At 55.2% G+C, this 14,205-nt stretch carries 12 protein-coding genes and 12 other annotated features; of the genes, 4 read left to right on the top strand and 8 right to left on the bottom strand.

The genetic code is table 11. The annotated features are described in order from the left end of the window. Window positions 1-2: 2 nt before the first annotated feature. The 3 genes from ybhN to ybhP all read right to left on the bottom strand — a co-directional run bounded on the left by ybhN (window position 3) and on the right by ybhP (window position 2,971). Window positions 3-981 (bottom strand): putative negative regulator gene (gene ybhN / locus STM0811; protein NP_459789.1). Within the gene, window positions 3-965 belong to an annotated coding region; the region does not span the whole gene. Next, window positions 965-2,220 (bottom strand): cardiolipin (CL) synthase gene (gene ybhO / locus STM0812; protein NP_459790.1). Within the gene, window positions 965-2,206 belong to an annotated coding region; the region does not span the whole gene. Before ybhO ends, ybhN begins: the two co-directional genes overlap by 17 nt. Continuing rightward, window positions 976-981 (bottom strand) — a ribosome-binding site (putative RBS for ybhN; RegulonDB:STMS1H001110). It overlaps the preceding gene by 6 nt. Continuing rightward, the gene (gene ybhP / locus STM0813) for a putative cytoplasmic protein (RefSeq protein NP_459791.1) occupies window positions 2,203-2,971 on the bottom strand. Within the gene, window positions 2,203-2,961 belong to an annotated coding region; the region does not span the whole gene. The genes ybhO and ybhP overlap by 18 nt, the downstream gene beginning before the upstream one ends. Beyond that, window positions 2,215-2,220, bottom strand: a ribosome-binding site (putative RBS for ybhO; RegulonDB:STMS1H001111). It overlaps the preceding gene by 6 nt. Beyond that, window positions 2,966-2,971, bottom strand: a ribosome-binding site (putative RBS for ybhP; RegulonDB:STMS1H001112). (Lies within the gene ybhP.) A gap of 109 nt (window positions 2,972-3,080) precedes the next feature. Then, window positions 3,081-3,086 (top strand) — a ribosome-binding site (putative RBS for ybhQ; RegulonDB:STMS1H001113). Between ybhP and ybhQ the strand changes: the two genes are divergently transcribed. Further along, window positions 3,081-3,504, top strand: a protein-coding gene (gene ybhQ, locus STM0814) for a putative inner membrane protein (RefSeq protein NP_459792.1). Within the gene, window positions 3,094-3,504 belong to an annotated coding region; the region does not span the whole gene. (Overlaps the previous feature by 6 nt.) Here the strand turns inward: ybhQ and ybhR are convergent. The 5 genes from ybhR to ybiH all read right to left on the bottom strand — a co-directional run bounded on the left by ybhR (window position 3,466) and on the right by ybiH (window position 9,220). Then, window positions 3,466-4,582 (bottom strand): putative ABC superfamily (membrane) transport protein gene (gene ybhR, locus STM0815; RefSeq protein NP_459793.1). Within the gene, window positions 3,466-4,572 belong to an annotated coding region; the region does not span the whole gene. The genes ybhQ and ybhR overlap by 39 nt on opposite strands. Continuing rightward, window positions 4,577-4,582 (bottom strand) — a ribosome-binding site (putative RBS for ybhR; RegulonDB:STMS1H001114). Its footprint overlaps the gene before it by 6 nt. A gap of 105 nt (window positions 4,583-4,687) precedes the next feature. Further along, window positions 4,688-5,831, bottom strand: a protein-coding gene (gene ybhS, locus STM0816) for a putative ABC superfamily (membrane) transport protein (protein ID NP_459794.1). Within the gene, window positions 4,688-5,818 belong to an annotated coding region; the region does not span the whole gene. Next, window positions 5,811-7,557 (bottom strand): putative ABC-type multidrug transport system, ATPase component gene (gene ybhF / locus STM0817; protein ID NP_459795.1). Within the gene, window positions 5,811-7,547 belong to an annotated coding region; the region does not span the whole gene. The genes ybhS and ybhF overlap by 21 nt, the downstream gene beginning before the upstream one ends. After that, window positions 5,826-5,831 (bottom strand) — a ribosome-binding site (putative RBS for ybhS; RegulonDB:STMS1H001115). Its footprint overlaps the gene before it by 6 nt. After that, window positions 7,540-8,550 (bottom strand): membrane permease predicted cation efflux pump gene (locus STM0818; RefSeq protein ID NP_459796.1). Within the gene, window positions 7,540-8,535 belong to an annotated coding region; the region does not span the whole gene. The genes ybhF and STM0818 overlap by 18 nt, the downstream gene beginning before the upstream one ends. Further along, window positions 7,552-7,557 (bottom strand) — a ribosome-binding site (putative RBS for ybhF; RegulonDB:STMS1H001116). (Overlaps the previous gene by 6 nt.) Beyond that, window positions 8,535-9,220, bottom strand: a protein-coding gene (ybiH, locus tag STM0819) for a putative transcriptional repressor (TetR/AcrR family) (protein ID NP_459797.1). Within the gene, window positions 8,535-9,209 belong to an annotated coding region; the region does not span the whole gene. The genes STM0818 and ybiH overlap by 16 nt, the downstream gene beginning before the upstream one ends. Then, window positions 8,545-8,550: a ribosome-binding site (putative RBS for STM0818; RegulonDB:STMS1H001117), on the bottom strand. It overlaps the preceding gene by 6 nt. Continuing rightward, window positions 9,215-9,220, bottom strand: a ribosome-binding site (putative RBS for ybiH; RegulonDB:STMS1H001118). It lies within the gene ybiH. Window positions 9,221-9,427: 207 nt before the next feature. Further along, window positions 9,428-9,433, top strand: a ribosome-binding site (putative RBS for rhlE; RegulonDB:STMS1H001119). On the opposite strand from ybiH, the gene rhlE reads away from it, so the two are divergent. The 3 genes from rhlE (at window position 9,428) to ybiB (ending at window position 14,159) form a co-directional block, all read left to right on the top strand. Next, the gene (gene rhlE / locus STM0820; RefSeq protein ID NP_459798.1) for a putative ATP-dependent RNA helicase occupies window positions 9,428-10,803 on the top strand. Within the gene, window positions 9,439-10,803 belong to an annotated coding region; the region does not span the whole gene. It overlaps the preceding feature by 6 nt. A gap of 196 nt (window positions 10,804-10,999) precedes the next feature. After that, window positions 11,000-11,005, top strand: a ribosome-binding site (putative RBS for dinG; RegulonDB:STMS1H001120). Next, the gene (dinG, locus tag STM0821) for a LexA regulated (SOS) repair enzyme (RefSeq protein NP_459799.1) occupies window positions 11,000-13,155 on the top strand. Within the gene, window positions 11,011-13,155 belong to an annotated coding region; the region does not span the whole gene. Its footprint overlaps the feature before it by 6 nt. A 17-nt stretch (window positions 13,156-13,172) precedes the next feature. Beyond that, window positions 13,173-13,178, top strand: a ribosome-binding site (putative RBS for ybiB; RegulonDB:STMS1H001121). Continuing rightward, window positions 13,173-14,159, top strand: a protein-coding gene (gene ybiB, locus STM0822) for a putative transferase (RefSeq protein NP_459800.1). Within the gene, window positions 13,185-14,159 belong to an annotated coding region; the region does not span the whole gene. It overlaps the preceding feature by 6 nt. Window positions 14,160-14,205 lie beyond the last annotated feature (46 nt).

A 14,205-nucleotide genomic window follows, 5' to 3' on the forward strand; every position in this document is an offset into this window, starting at 1 on the left:
ATTTATTTCGCCATCGCCCGCTCGTTTTTCGCCCGCAGCTTCTTCGCCCGGCTCTCCAGGATCAGATAGCACACCAGCGCCAGCAACAGGGGAATAAAATAGTAAAGCACGCGGTATGCGAGCAGGGCGGCGATAATCGTGCCTTGCGACGTATGTTCGCCCGCCAGCAACGCAAGGAATACGGCCTCCAGCACGCCGATGCCTGCCGGAATATGCACGATGACGCCCGCGATACTGCTCACCAGCAGTACGCCCAGCACAAAGAAATAGTTCACATCCTGACCCATCAGCAGCCAGATGATGGCGCCCATCGCCATCCAGTTCGCGCTGGAGATCGCCATCTGCGCCAGCGCGAATTTCCATGACGGCAGCACCAGTTTCTGTCCTTTAATCGTCATATGCCGCCGCTTCGCAAAGGCGCAAAACCACAGATAGACCGCGATAATCAACAATAAAACGATACCGAGAATTCGTAGCGTGCCTGCATCGATATACCAGTGGTCGGGAAGCTGGACAATGCCGAAGGTAAAAATGATGCCGCCAAGCAGAATATAGCCCAGCCAGTTAGTGGTAATGCTGAGTGAGAAAATGCGCGTGATAGTACTGCCGGGCAACCCGAGGCGAGAGTATAGTCGGTAACGCATCCCGATCCCGCCGACCCAGGTGCTGAGCGTCAGGTTAAAGGCATAGCAGACGAACGATACCAACATCACCTGTCGCTTCGCCAGTTTATGGCCGCAATAAAGCCGTCCAAGCAGGTCGTAGCAGCCGTACAGAAGATAGCTAACGATCACCAGTCCCACAGCGCTTAAAAGCGCCGTGCGGTTATAGTCACGGATGACGGTCCAGACATCGCCCCAGTCGACCTTTTTAGCATAAACCACCAGCAGAACGACGACCGCAATAAAAAACAGCCAGGTCAGCACTTTTTTAGCCAGCCGCCAGCGCGGATGCGATTTAGCCATTAGGGCTTCACTCCTGTATTTTCTGGATCAACGCGATCCTGGGTTTCCATTTCTGGCTGGGCAGGCGGGGGAACCTGCGCCAGATGCGGGGTATGCGCCGGTAGCCAGCCGACCAGCGCCGGGAAATGACGTAAAAAGTGGAACGCCAGCACGCTTTTGGTCAGGTTCCACCAGGTGCGTTTCGGCAGCATAGACTCATCGACCTGCTTACAATCGTTCACGATGATGCCTTGTAAGTTATCGCGCAGGGTCTGGTTAAAAGTACGATCGTGAATGATCAGGTTAGCTTCAAGGTTAAGCGACAGGCTGAGCGGATCGAGATTACTCGACCCTACCGTGGCCCAGTGATCGTCCATCAGCGCCACTTTGCCATGCAGCGGACGTCGTCGGTATTCATAAACCTGCACACCGCCCTTCACCAGATAGTTATAGAGCAACCGCGCGCCGACTTTGACTATCGGCATGTCTGGTTCCCCCTGGACAATCAGTTTTACGCTCACGCCACGGCGGGCGGCTTTACGCATTGCGTGGAGCAAGCGATAGCCGGGGAAAAAATAGGCGTTAGCGATAATCACTTCACGCTTTGCCTGGGTCAGCATTTTCAGATAATGACGTTCGATATCGTCGCGGTGTTCTTCATTATCCCGCCAGACAAACAGCGCCTGCGCTTCGCCGGGGTGGCGATTTTCTTCAGCCTGATGATGGCGCTTCCACCAGCGGCGCGCGGGGCTTTGCCCCGGCAGATTCTCGACTTCGAATTGCAGGATATCGGCCACTACAGGCCCTTCGACCCGTACCGCGTAGTCTTGTTTCGCCTGCGGGCCGTAATCCGACATATGTTCGGCGGAGTAGTTAATGCCGCCGACAAAGGCAATACGATCATCAATCACCACAATTTTGCGGTGCATTCGGCGGAAGATATTGGTTCGCAACCCCAGTAGACGCGGGCGGGGGTCGTAATAGCGAAAAATCACGCCCGCTGAGGTCAATTCGCCGACAAACGCGTCGCTGAGATCGGGAGAGCCGTAGCCGTCGAGTAATACTTCGGCTTTTACGCCGCGCTGTGCGGCTTTTAGCAGAGCGGTATGGAGTTTTTTACCCACCTCATCTTCAAACAAGATAAAGGTTTCCAGAATGATTTTTTGCTGTGCCTGAGCGATAGCCTCAAACACGGCAGGATAGAACTGGTCGCCGTTTTCCAGTAGCTGAATTTGATTACCTTCACGCCAGCCGCATTTCATAGATGGATCTCCGCGCTAAGGGGGGCATGGTCTGATAAATGTCGCCAGTTCCGCAGCGGCAGCGCCGTAGGAGAACTGGCGTTCGCATTCTTGACGTAAATACGATCGAGTCGCAGCAGCGGCATACTCACCGGGAATGTGCGCGCCGGTCGGCCATGGGCACGGGTGAATATCTCCTCCAGCCCGGCCGCGTTTAACGGCGGGCCGGCCTTTTGCCGCCAGTCATTAAAGTCTCCGGCCACCAGCACCGGTTCTGATTCCGGCAAGGCATTCACCCATCCCGCCAGCATGGTTAGCTGTGCCTGGCGGTGACTCTCCCGCAGGCCGAGATGTACGCACATGACGTGGATAGGGCGGTTGAGCATGGGCGGCGTAATGCGGCAATAGAGCACGCCGCGTTTTTCGCTACCGCCGACCGAGACGTCGCGATTTTCATAATGTTCAATGGGATAGCGAGAAAGAACCGCGTTACCGTGATGGCCTTCCGGATAGACCGCATTGCGGCCATAGGCGAAATCGCTCCACATGGTGTCGGCCAAAAATTCATAGTGGGTAGTGTCCGGCCAGTTTTCGATATGCAGCGGATGTACTTCATGCGCGCCCATCACTTCTTGCAGACAGACGATATCGGCGCCGACCGTTCTGACAGCGTCGCGCAGCTCCGGCAGGATGAAGCGTTTATTAAAGGCGGTAAAACCTTTGTGCGTATTAATTGTGAGCACTTTGAATGAAAAATTTCGCGTGTGTTGAGTCATTTTCTTCCTGTCCGCGTCACTATCCTGATTGAAATAGTGTAGTCGTCGTCACAAAAAGATGCGGTCTTACGGAATTTTCCGTAAAGTTCGGTACTCTGAATAATGAGAGAAAAATGCTTCAGGAGAAAAGCCATGAAGTGGCAACAACGCGTTCGTGTCGCAACCGGCCTCGGTTGTTGGCAGATTATGTTGCATTTACTGGTAGTGGCAATGCTGGTAATAGGCTGGATGAGCGGCACATTAGTGCGCGTCGGCCTGGGATTATGCGTGCTTTATGGCGTGACGGTACTGCTGATGCTGGCGTTGCAGCGCCATCATGAGCAACGCTGGCGCGATGTGGCGGATGTGCTGGAAGAGCTGACTACCACCTGGTACTTCGGCACCGCGCTGATTGTCCTCTGGCTGCTATCCCGCGTCTTGCAAAACAATGTTTTACTGGCGCTGGCGGGGCTGGCTATCCTGGCCGGGCCCGCCGTGGTCTCGCTACTGGCGAAAGATAAAAAGCTACATCACTTTGCGTCTAAACATCGCATACGCCGCTGAACCCGTGGTGGCCGCTATCACCAGTAGCGGCCACAAACTTCCCCAGACAATCCCCAGACTCGCGTCCTTAAGATAAATTTGCTTAGTAATATCAGTAAAGTGGCGGATAGGATTTATCCACGTCAGGTTTTGCAGCCAGACCGGCATATTTTCCACCGGCGAGACATAACCCGAGAGCAAAATCGCCGGCATCATAAAGACAAAGACGCCGATAAACGCCTGCTGTTGCGTGGCGCAAAGCGATGATATCAGCAAGCCAAAGCCTACCAGCGACAGCCCGTAAATCACCATCGTGAAATAAAACAGCGCTAACGAACCGGCGAAGGGAATTTGGTATGCCCAAATGCCGATAGCCAGCACGATCGTGGCCTGGAAGGTCGCGACAATCAGCGCCGGCACCGCTTTACCAACGAAAATCTGCCAGGTGGTGAGCGGAGAGACCAGCAGCTGATCCAGAGTGCCTTGTTCACGTTCGCGGGCGACGGACAGCGAAGTGACGATCATCACGCCGATAGTGGTGATCATGGCGATCAGCGAGGGCACCACAAACCACTTGTAGTCCAGATTCGGGTTATACCAGTTGCGTACCACCAGTTCGCTATTGTTGGGCTTTGGCTTGCCGTCCATCAATGTCTGCTGATACTCCTTGACGATCTGTTGCAGATAATTGGCGGCGATTTGCGCGCTGTTGGAGTTACGTCCATCAAGAATGAGTTGCATCGGCGCAGGCTGGAAGGTATCCAGATTCCGCGAGAAATCCGCCGGGAAGCGTACCAGCAGCAGCGCTTTTTGCGTATCGATAGTCGGCTGGATCTCCTGCGGACTGTTCAGCAATAGCACATGGGTAAACGCTTTCGCGCGGGCAAAGCGCTGGGTAAGTTCTACCGAATGTTTGCCGTTATCTTCGTTATAGATGGCGATAGTCGCGTTAGTGACTTCAAGCGTCGCGGCGAACGGAAACAGGATGACCTGAATCAGCACCGGCAGAATCAGGATCGCGCGCGTTTGCGGTTCGCGTAAAAGCGATTGCAGTTCTTTGCGAATTAACGTCCATAAGCGATGAAACATGTCCGTCCTCTCAGTCCAGTTTGTAGGCCTGATAAGCAAAGCGCATCAGGCATAATGCCGGATGGCGGCGTGAACGCCTTATCCGGCCTACGACGACAATTATCCATACACATATTTAATCCAGCCGTCGTTTGGTTTTTAGCCACGTCAGGCCAATAAACATCACCGCCGAGGCGATTAAAAACAGTACGTTAACGCCTAACACGACCGGAATATTGCCGGCCAGAAACAGACTTTGCAGGGTGCTGACAAAATAGCGCGCCGGAATAATATAGGTCACCGCGCGGATCACCGCAGGCATACTGTCTATCTGGAAGATAAATCCGGACAGCATAATCGAGGGCAAAAACGCGGCGTTCAGCGCCACCTGCGCGGCGTTAAACTGGTTGCGAGTGATGGTGGAAATCAACAGCCCCATCCCCAGCGTACTCAGTAAAAACAGACTGGTGATGATAAACAGAATCACCAGCGAACCGCGATACGGCACGCCGAGAATAAACACCGATACCAGCATACAGAGCAGCATCGCCAGCATACCGAGAAAGTAATAGGGAATAAGCTTACACAGCAGCAGTTCAACACGCGTCACTTCGGTTGAGAGCAGCGCCTCCATCGTGCCGCGCTCCCATTCGCGGGCAACGACCAGCGAGGTGAGGATTGCGCCAATTACCGTCATGATAATGGTCACCGCCCCGGGAATAATAAAATGCTGACTGATCGCCGCCGGGTTAAACCAGTAGCGCGTCTGGACGTCGATGAGCGGTTCAAAGGTGTCGCCGCGATCTTCCGCGCGCTGCTGTTGCCAGATTTGCCAGATGCCTTCCACATAACCCTGAACGAAGTTGGCGGTGTTTGGCTCGCTGCCGTCGGTAATCACCTGAATCGGCGCGCTGTCACCGTCGCGCGCCATTTGCTGCGCGAAATCCACCGGAATCACCACCAGTCCGCGAATGCGTCCGGCCTGCATTTTTTCAATTAATTCATGGCGGTTATCGCTAATGGTCGCGTCGATATAGGGTGAACCGGTCATCGCATGAGTGAAATCCAGCGCCTCCTGGCTTTGTTGTTCAAGCAGAATCCCCACCCGCAGTTTGCTGGAGTCGAGGTTAATGCCGTAACCAAAAATAAACAGCAACAGCAGCGGGATCACCACCGCAATCAGCCAGCTACTGGGATCGCGCACGATCTGGCGCGTCTCTTTGACGCACAACGCACGCACGCGGCGCCAGGAGAGAGACTTACTCATGCGTATGCTCCTTATCCCAGTCATTGATGAGAGTGATAAAGGCCTGCTCCATCGTTGGATCGGCCTGTTGCTCATCGGCGGCCTGCGCTTTGAGATCGTCCGGCGTACCGCTGGCGATAAGCTTCCCGCGATAAACCAGTCCGATGCGATCGCAATATTCCGCCTCATCCATAAAGTGGGTCGTCACCATTACCGTGACCCCTTTTTCCACCATGCTATTAATATGCAGCCAAAATTCACGGCGGGTGAGGGGATCAACCCCGGACGTTGGTTCATCAAGGAATAAAATATCCGGTTCGTGCATCAGCGAGCAGGCCAGCGCCAGTCGCTGTTTAAAGCCCAGCGGCAGCGCATCGGTGGGATGCGACGCGATGCTTTTCAGACCAAACGCTTCACTCATGCGCTGAATTTTTTCATTTTGCGCGCGGCCCCGCAAACCGTAGACGCCGGAGAAAAAACGCAGGTTCTGCTCAACCGTCAGGTTGCCGTAAAGCGAAAATTTTTGCGCCATATAGCCCAGATGCTGACGGGCTTTGCCGGAGCTGACTTTCAGGTCCATATCCAGCACCAGCGCCTTGCCGGACGTCGGCACCAGCAGGCCGCACATCATTTTAAAGGTGGTTGATTTACCCGCGCCGTTCGGGCCGAGCAGGCCAAAAATCTCGCCGCGCTGTACGACGAAATTAACATGGTCCGTAGCCGCGAAATCGCCAAATTTTTTCGTCAGTTCCTGCGCTTCAATCACCGTTTCGCCGGCAGTGCCTTCAACCGTATGCAGGATTGAACCCAGCGGAGACTCCGAGGTTCCCGCTCCGCCAAGCAGATCGATAAACGCATCTTCGAAGCGCGGCGCGGTCTCATTGAGGGTGATTTCCGGCATCCCTTCGGCCTGGCGAATATCTGCTGCGGTCGCCTCTTTTTTCAGGATCAGGCGTACCGAACGTCCCTGAATCATGCCGTCGCTCACCTGCGGCAGTCTGAGCGCTCTCTGTAGCAACTTACGGTTGTTTTCCTGTGGACTACTCATCAGAAAGCTACGACCGGCCATCGTTTGCGTCAGCGCTTTAGGTTCGCCCTGATAGAGCAGCTCGCCTTCATTCATCAGCAGCACATCGCGACACTGTTCGGCTTCATCCAGATAGGAGGTGCTCCATAAAATCAGCATCCCGTCGCCCGCCAGTTCGTGAACCATTTGCCACAACTCGCGCCGTGAAATCGGGTCAACGCCAACGCCCGGTTCATCCAACAGCAGCACTTTCGGTTCGCCGACCAGCGTACAGGCCAGCCCCAGTTTTTGCTTCATCCCGCCGGACAATTTCCCCGCCAGACGGCCAGTGAAAGGGCCGAGGGCGGTAAATTCCAACAAACGGGCAAAGGTCTTTTCCCGTATCTCGCCGGTAACGCTGCGTAAATCGGCATAGAGATTAAGGTTCTCCATGACGGTAAGATCTTCATACAGACCAAATTTCTGCGGCATATAGCCCAGAACCGCGTGCAGCTCGCTGTCGTTTTGTATCGGGTCGAAGCCCAATACGGACGCGCTGCCGCCATCGGCTTTGAGCAGGCCTGCCAGCATACGCATTAGCGTGGTTTTTCCTGCGCCGTCCGGCCCTACCAGCCCGGTGACATAACCGGAATGAATGGTACAGTCGAGCGGCGCGACGGCGGGTTTATCCATTCCCGCAAAGCGCTTCGTCAGACCGTGCAGCGTAATAACGGCCTCACTCATGCCGTGCCTCGTCATTAAATTTCACCGTGACTGGCATCCCCTGGCGTAACGCATCGTCCGCATCGGTGACGATAATGCGCAGGCGATAGACGAGATCGGTACGCAGATCCGGCGTTTCGACGGTTTTCGGCGTAAATTCCGCGGTGGGCGAAACGAAACCAATCTTGCCGTGGTAAGGTTTGTCAGGACGACCGTCGGTATACAACAGAATGTCGCGCCCCGGTTGCGTCTGACTGAGGTTGCGTTCATCGACATAGGCGCGCACCCAGACGGGGCGGGTCAGCGAGAGCGTTAATACCGTGCTGCCGGCGTTCAGCATACTGCCAGGCTCGACCGCGCGGGTGAGCAAGGTTCCGTTGGCAGGCGCGATAAGCGTGGTGTCCTGCAAATCAAGCTGCGCCTGCGCCAGTTGGGCCTTTGCCTGTTCCAGGCTGGCTTTCGCCTGGGCGATATCCTGTTCACGATTACCGGTACGGTACTGGCTCAGTTTATCCTGCGCGGACTTCAGCGTCGCCTGCGCCTGATCGCGCGATGAGCGGGCGTTTTCCAGATCGTTAGCGGAAATGGTGCGGCTTTTCCACAATCCTTGCTGACGGTTATAAAAGTTTTGTGCGTAGTCATAGGCGGCTTGCGCCTGTCTGACGGCGGCGGCGGCCTGGGCTATCTCTTCATCGCGATAGCCTGCCAGCATCAAATCATATTGCGCCTGCGCGACCGACACGCCAGCTTTCGCCTGCATCAGCGCGTTTTCGTATGGCGCGTGATCCAGTTCGCCGAGCACCTGTCCGGCTTTGATAGTATCGCCTTCATCAACATTCAGCGACGCCAGCCTGCCGCCGACGCGAAAGCTGATATTGACGGTACGGATATCGACATTACCGTATAGCGTCAGCCCATCGTCCTGCCGACTTTGATACCACCAGGTTCCACCGGCAATCACAGCGACGATCGCTGCGATTGCCAGTCCGATAACGACAGGTTTTTTCATCAGTCCAGACTCCTTTGCGTTAAACCGTGCAGAATAAGATCGATGTGGCAGGTTACCGTCTGGTAAATCAGCTCCGCTTTTTCTTCATCAAACTGCGGCCAGCCGGTACGTAACAGAATAGTTTCTTTGCCGAGACGAAACGCCAGCACTTCGCCCAGTAAGGCATGGGTATGCAAAATCATGCGCGTATCATTGGCGTCGCAGCCGGTATAAGCGGCAACCAATCTTGTCAGATGGGTGTGCAACGGATCGATAACCTGTTCATGGACCAATTGATAGGCCGACGTGGGAGAGAGCTGCTCGCGTGAAATAAATTTGCTCAGGTTAACGGTGTCTTCCTGCGTCAGCAGCATAATCATGTTCTTGCAGGCGAGCAGAATGAGTTCGCGTATGGCGTCCCGGTCAGGGGCAGGCTGGCTAAACAGACGCTCCGCTTTTTCAGCATGCGGGCGAAATTTTTCGCCAAGAAAATCGGCAATCCACTGGGCGCAGGCGAGGTATAAATCCTCTTTTGAGCCGAAATAGTAAGTAATGGCGGCAATATTTTGCCCCGCCAGCGCGGCGATATCGCGCGTGGTGGCATGGAGGCCATACTCGCCAAACTGCGCCAGCGCGGCGGCAATGAGCTGACTTTTCGCCTGCTCGCCCTTGGTGGTCGTGGTGGGAATATTCATCACACGCCCTAATTTTTAATCAATCGATTGATTAAGACTATGACTCATAATGGCACTTGTCCAGTGTGGTCGATTAATTTGTCTTTGCTACCTTCCGGGATAATTTATGCGCCGCATCACAAAAACTGCTACACTCCGCCCCTTCATGACATTGTGGTTTTTGTCATTCCAAATTTGAGCATCTCCCTGAAAACTACACCGGCAACGGTCGGGGCGGTCCGGAGTAGTTATGTCTTTTGATTCCCTGGGATTAAACCCTGATATCCTGCGCGCCATTGCCGAGCAGGGTTACCGTGAACCTACCCCTATTCAGCAACAGGCGATTCCCGCCGTGCTGGAAGGCCGCGATCTGATGGCCAGCGCCCAGACCGGAACCGGTAAAACGGCGGGTTTTACCCTGCCATTGTTGCAGCATCTGATTACCCATCAGCCGCATGCTAAAGGTCGTCGCCCGGTGCGTGCGTTGATCCTCACGCCAACCCGCGAGCTGGCGGCGCAAATTGGCGAAAACGTCAGAGATTACAGTAAATATCTCAATATTCGCTCGCTGGTGGTATTTGGCGGCGTAAGCATCAATCCGCAGATGATGAAACTGCGCGGCGGCGTGGATGTGCTGGTGGCGACGCCGGGACGTCTGCTCGACCTGGAACATCAAAATGCCGTGAAGCTGGATCAGATTGAGATTCTGGTACTGGATGAAGCCGACCGTATGCTGGATATGGGCTTCATTCACGACATTCGTCGCGTGCTGGCGAAACTGCCGGCGAAGCGTCAGAATCTGCTGTTCTCCGCCACGTTCTCTGACGACATCAAAGCGCTCGCCGAAAAGCTGTTGCGCAACCCGCTGGAAATCGAAGTGGCGCGCCGCAACACGGCCTCAGAGCAGGTAACGCAGCACGTGCACTTTGTCGATAAAAAACGCAAACGTGAACTGTTGTCGCAGATGATTGGCCAGGGCAACTGGCAGCAGGTGTTGGTCTTCACCCGCACCAAGCATGGCGCGAACCATCTGGCGGAACAGCTTAATAAAGACGGTATTCGCAGCGCGGCGATCCACGGTAATAAATCGCAGGGCGCACGTACCCGCGCGCTGGCCGATTTTAAATCCGGCGATATTCGCGTGCTGGTGGCGACGGATATTGCGGCGCGTGGTCTGGATATTGAAGAGCTGCCGCACGTGGTCAACTATGAACTGCCGAACGTGCCGGAAGATTATGTACACCGTATTGGCCGTACCGGTCGCGCGGCGGCAACTGGCGAGGCGCTGTCGCTGGTCTGTGTTGACGAGCATAAACTGTTGCGTGATATCGAAAAATTGCTGAAAAAAGAGATCCCACGCATTACGACGCCGGGCTATGAGCCGGACCCGTCGATTAAAGCGGAGCCGATTCAGAACGGTCGTCAGCAGCGCGGCGGCGGCGGCGGTCGTGGACGCGGACAAAATCAGGGGGGAGCGGGGCGCAGTCAGCAGCCGCGACGTCAGGATAGTGGGGCGGCGAAGGCGAAACCAAAACCGCGCACAGGCGAGGGGAAAACCGCTGGCGACAAAGCACGTCCGCCGCGTCGCCCGCGCAGAATCACGCCTGCCCAGTAAATTTTATCCGGCAACATGCCCGGTAGCGCGACGCTTACCGGGCCTACGGACTATGCAAATACGTAGGCCGGATAAGGTGCTTGCACCGCCATCCGGCAAAATACACATCGCGTTGCGAGCCGCCTTCCAGAACCGGTAAAAAAGGTACTTCCCGCCCCTGAAATGTGACACAATAGTGGCTGTTTATACAGTACTTCAGGTTTTCTCATGGCATTGACCGCTGCGCTGAAAGCGCAAATCGCCGCCTGGTATAAGGCGCTTCAGGACCAGATTCCCGACTTTATTCCCCGTGCGCCGCAGCGGCAGATGATTGCTGACGTCGCCAGAACGCTGGCCGGGGAAGAAGGGAGACATCTGGCTATTGAAGCGCCGACCGGCGTCGGGAAAACCCTCTCCTATCTTATTCCCGGTATCGCCATTGCCCGGGAAGAGCAAAAAACACTGGTGGTCAGTACCGCTAACGTGGCGTTACAGGATCAGATCTTTAGCAAGGATTTGCCGCTGCTACGAAAAATCATCCCCGATCTGCGCTTTACCGCCGCCTTTGGCCGCGGGCGTTACGTGTGTCCGCGAAACCTGGCGGCGCTCGCCAGTAGCGAGCCTACGCAGCAGGATCTGCTCGCCTTTCTTGATGATGAACTGACGCCTAACAACCAGGAAGAGCAAAAGCGCTGCGCCAGGCTGAAAGGGGATCTTGACGGTTACAAATGGGATGGTCTGCGGGATCATACCGACATTGCTATTGACGACGATCTGTGGCGGCGATTAAGTACCGATAAAGCCAGTTGTCTGAACCGCAACTGTCACTATTACCGCGAGTGTCCATTCTTTGTCGCCCGACGTGAAATACAGGAAGCGGAAGTCGTGGTGGCGAATCACGCGCTGGTAATGGCGGCGATGGAAAGTGAAGCCGTACTGCCGGAACCAAAGCATCTGCTGTTGGTACTGGATGAAGGTCATCATCTGCCCGATGTCGCGCGCGATGCGCTGGAGATGAGCGCGGAAATTACCGCCTCCTGGTATCGCTTGCAACTGGACCTGTTCAGCAAACTGGTGGCGACCTGCATGGAGCAATTTCGCCCTAAAACCACGCCGCCGTTAGCGAACCCTGAGCGACTTAACGCCCATTGCGAGGAGGTATACGAACTGATCGCCTCGCTCAATGCCATTCTTAATCTGTATATGCCCGCAGCGCAGGAGGCGGAGCACCGTTTTGCAATGGGCGAGTTGCCTGATGAGGTCATGGAAATCTGCCAGCGACTGGCGAAGCTGACCGAGACGCTGCGTGGGCTGGCGGAATCCTTTCTCAACGATCTCAGCGAAAAAACCGGGTCGCACGATATTGTGCGTTTGCATCGGGTGATTTTACAGATGAACCGGGCGCTGGGAATGTTCGAGGCGCAAAGTAAATTATGGCGGCTGGCTTCGATGGCGCAGTCTTCAGGCGCGCCGGTGTCCAAATGGGCGACGCGTGAAATACGCGAAGGGCAACTCCACGTCTGGTTCCATTGTGTCGGTATCCGCGTCAGCGATCAGCTGGAAAGATTGTTATGGCGCAGCGTACCGCACATTATTGTCACCTCGGCGACACTGCGCTCGCTCAATAGCTTTTCGCGCCTGCAGGAAATGAGCGGCTTAAAAGAAAAAGCCGGCGACCGCTTTGTGGCGCTGGATTCGCCGTTTAATCATGTGGAACAGGGGAAACTGGTGATTCCTCAAATGCGCTACGAACCCACCATTGATAACGAAGAGCAGCATATTGCCGAAATGGCGGCCTATTTTCGTGAGCAACTGGAGAGCAAAAAACATCATGGTATGCTGGTACTGTTCGCCAGCGGGCGGGCGATGCAGCGTTTTCTGGAGCATGTCGCTGATGTGCGCTTACTCCTCCTGGTCCAGGGCGACCAGCCGCGTTACCGGCTGGTAGAGCTGCACCGTAAACGGGTGGAGAGCGGCGAACGCAGCGTGCTGGTTGGGCTTCAGTCTTTTGCCGAAGGGCTGGATCTTAAAGGCGAGCTGCTGACGCAGGTCCATATCCATAAAATTGCCTTCCCGCCGATCGACAGCCCGGTCGTGATCACCGAAGGCGAATGGCTAAAAAGTCTGAATCGTTATCCGTTTGAGGTACAAAGTTTACCAAGCGCGTCTTTTAATTTAATTCAGCAGGTAGGGCGATTGATCCGTAGCCACGCCTGTCGGGGAGAAGTGGTCATTTATGATAAGCGTTTGTTGACCAAAAACTACGGACAGCGTTTACTGAATGCCTTACCTGTTTTTCCGATAGAGCAGCCTGCCGTGCCAGACGTTATAGTAAAACCAAAAGCAAAACCTGCACGCCGCCGACGGCGTTAATGCTGTGAGCACACTTCAAGGAGCTTTCAATGGATTATCGCAAGATCATCAAAGAGATCGGGCGAGGTAAAAATCACGCCCGCGATCTGGATCTGGATACCGCGCGCGGTTTGTATACCCGAATGCTGAATGGCGACGTCCCCGACCTGGAAATGGGCAGTATATTGATGGCGCTGCGTATTAAAGGCGAAGGCGAAGCCGAAATGCTGGGCTTTTATGAGGCCATGCAGAATCATACCATCAAACTGACACCGCCCGCAGATAGGCCGTTGCCGGTCGTTATTCCCAGCTATAACGGCGCGCGTAAACAGGCGAATTTAACGCCGTTGCTGGCTATCCTGCTGCATAAATTGGGCTTCCCAGTCGTAGTACACGGCGTCAGTGAAGATCCGACCCGCGTACTGACGGAAACTATATTTGAGCTGATGGGGATTATCCCCACCCTACACGGTGGACAAGCGCAGGCCAAACTGGACGGGCGCCAGCCGGTGTTTATCCCGGTGAGCGCGCTCTGCCCGCCGCTGGAAAAACAGCTGGCGATGCGCTGGCGGATGGGCGTGCGTAACAGCGCGCATTCACTGGCCAAGCTGGCGACGCCATTTGCTGAGGATGCCGCGCTGCGTTTATCAAGCGTTTCTCATCCTGAATATGTTCCGCGTGTGGCGACCTTTTTTAGCCGCATTGGCGGGCGGGCTTTGCTGATGCATGGTACCGAAGGCGAAGTCTATGCCAACCCGCAACGCTGTCCGCAAATCAGCCTGATTGATAGCCGCGGCGTGCAGGTACTGCATGAGCGCCAGAGCGACACGTACGACGAGCCGCTTTCACTGCCTGCGACTAAAGATCCTGAAATCACCGCGCGCTGGATTGAGCGCTGCCTTGCCGGCCACGAGCCGGTGCCGCAATCATTAAAAACGCAAATGGCCTGTTGTCTGGTTGCGACGGGAGAGGCGGCGACGTTAGAAGACGGGCTTGCGCGCGTCGAACAGGCTTTTAGCGAATAAAAAAAGCCCGTCCAGTGACGGACGGGCAAATAAGGGTAACAAACAG

Origin of the sequence: Salmonella enterica subsp. enterica serovar Typhimurium str. LT2 (genome assembly GCF_000006945.2) — a bacterium.
In the GTDB taxonomy this organism is placed as follows: domain Bacteria; phylum Pseudomonadota; class Gammaproteobacteria; order Enterobacterales; family Enterobacteriaceae; genus Salmonella; species Salmonella enterica.

What these genes read in the sequence shown, in the direction of transcription:
- ybhN (NP_459789.1), bottom strand. Translation starts at nt 965, where the DNA reads ATGGCTAAATCGCATCCGCGCTGGCGGCTGGCTAAAAAAGTGCTGACC.
- ybhO (NP_459790.1), bottom strand. Translation starts at nt 2,206, where the DNA reads ATGAAATGCGGCTGGCGTGAAGGTAATCAAATTCAGCTACTGGAAAAC.
- ybhP (NP_459791.1), bottom strand. Translation starts at nt 2,961, where the DNA reads ATGACTCAACACACGCGAAATTTTTCATTCAAAGTGCTCACAATTAAT.
- ybhQ (NP_459792.1), top strand. Translation starts at nt 3,094, where the DNA reads ATGAAGTGGCAACAACGCGTTCGTGTCGCAACCGGCCTCGGTTGTTGG.
- ybhR (NP_459793.1), bottom strand. Translation starts at nt 4,572, where the DNA reads ATGTTTCATCGCTTATGGACGTTAATTCGCAAAGAACTGCAATCGCTT.
- ybhS (NP_459794.1), bottom strand. Translation starts at nt 5,818, where the DNA reads ATGAGTAAGTCTCTCTCCTGGCGCCGCGTGCGTGCGTTGTGCGTCAAA.
- ybhF (NP_459795.1), bottom strand. Translation starts at nt 7,547, where the DNA reads ATGAGTGAGGCCGTTATTACGCTGCACGGTCTGACGAAGCGCTTTGCG.
- STM0818 (NP_459796.1), bottom strand. Translation starts at nt 8,535, where the DNA reads ATGAAAAAACCTGTCGTTATCGGACTGGCAATCGCAGCGATCGTCGCT.
- ybiH (NP_459797.1), bottom strand. Translation starts at nt 9,209, where the DNA reads ATGAATATTCCCACCACGACCACCAAGGGCGAGCAGGCGAAAAGTCAG.
- rhlE (NP_459798.1), top strand. Translation starts at nt 9,439, where the DNA reads ATGTCTTTTGATTCCCTGGGATTAAACCCTGATATCCTGCGCGCCATT.
- dinG (NP_459799.1), top strand. Translation starts at nt 11,011, where the DNA reads ATGGCATTGACCGCTGCGCTGAAAGCGCAAATCGCCGCCTGGTATAAG.
- ybiB (NP_459800.1), top strand. Translation starts at nt 13,185, where the DNA reads ATGGATTATCGCAAGATCATCAAAGAGATCGGGCGAGGTAAAAATCAC.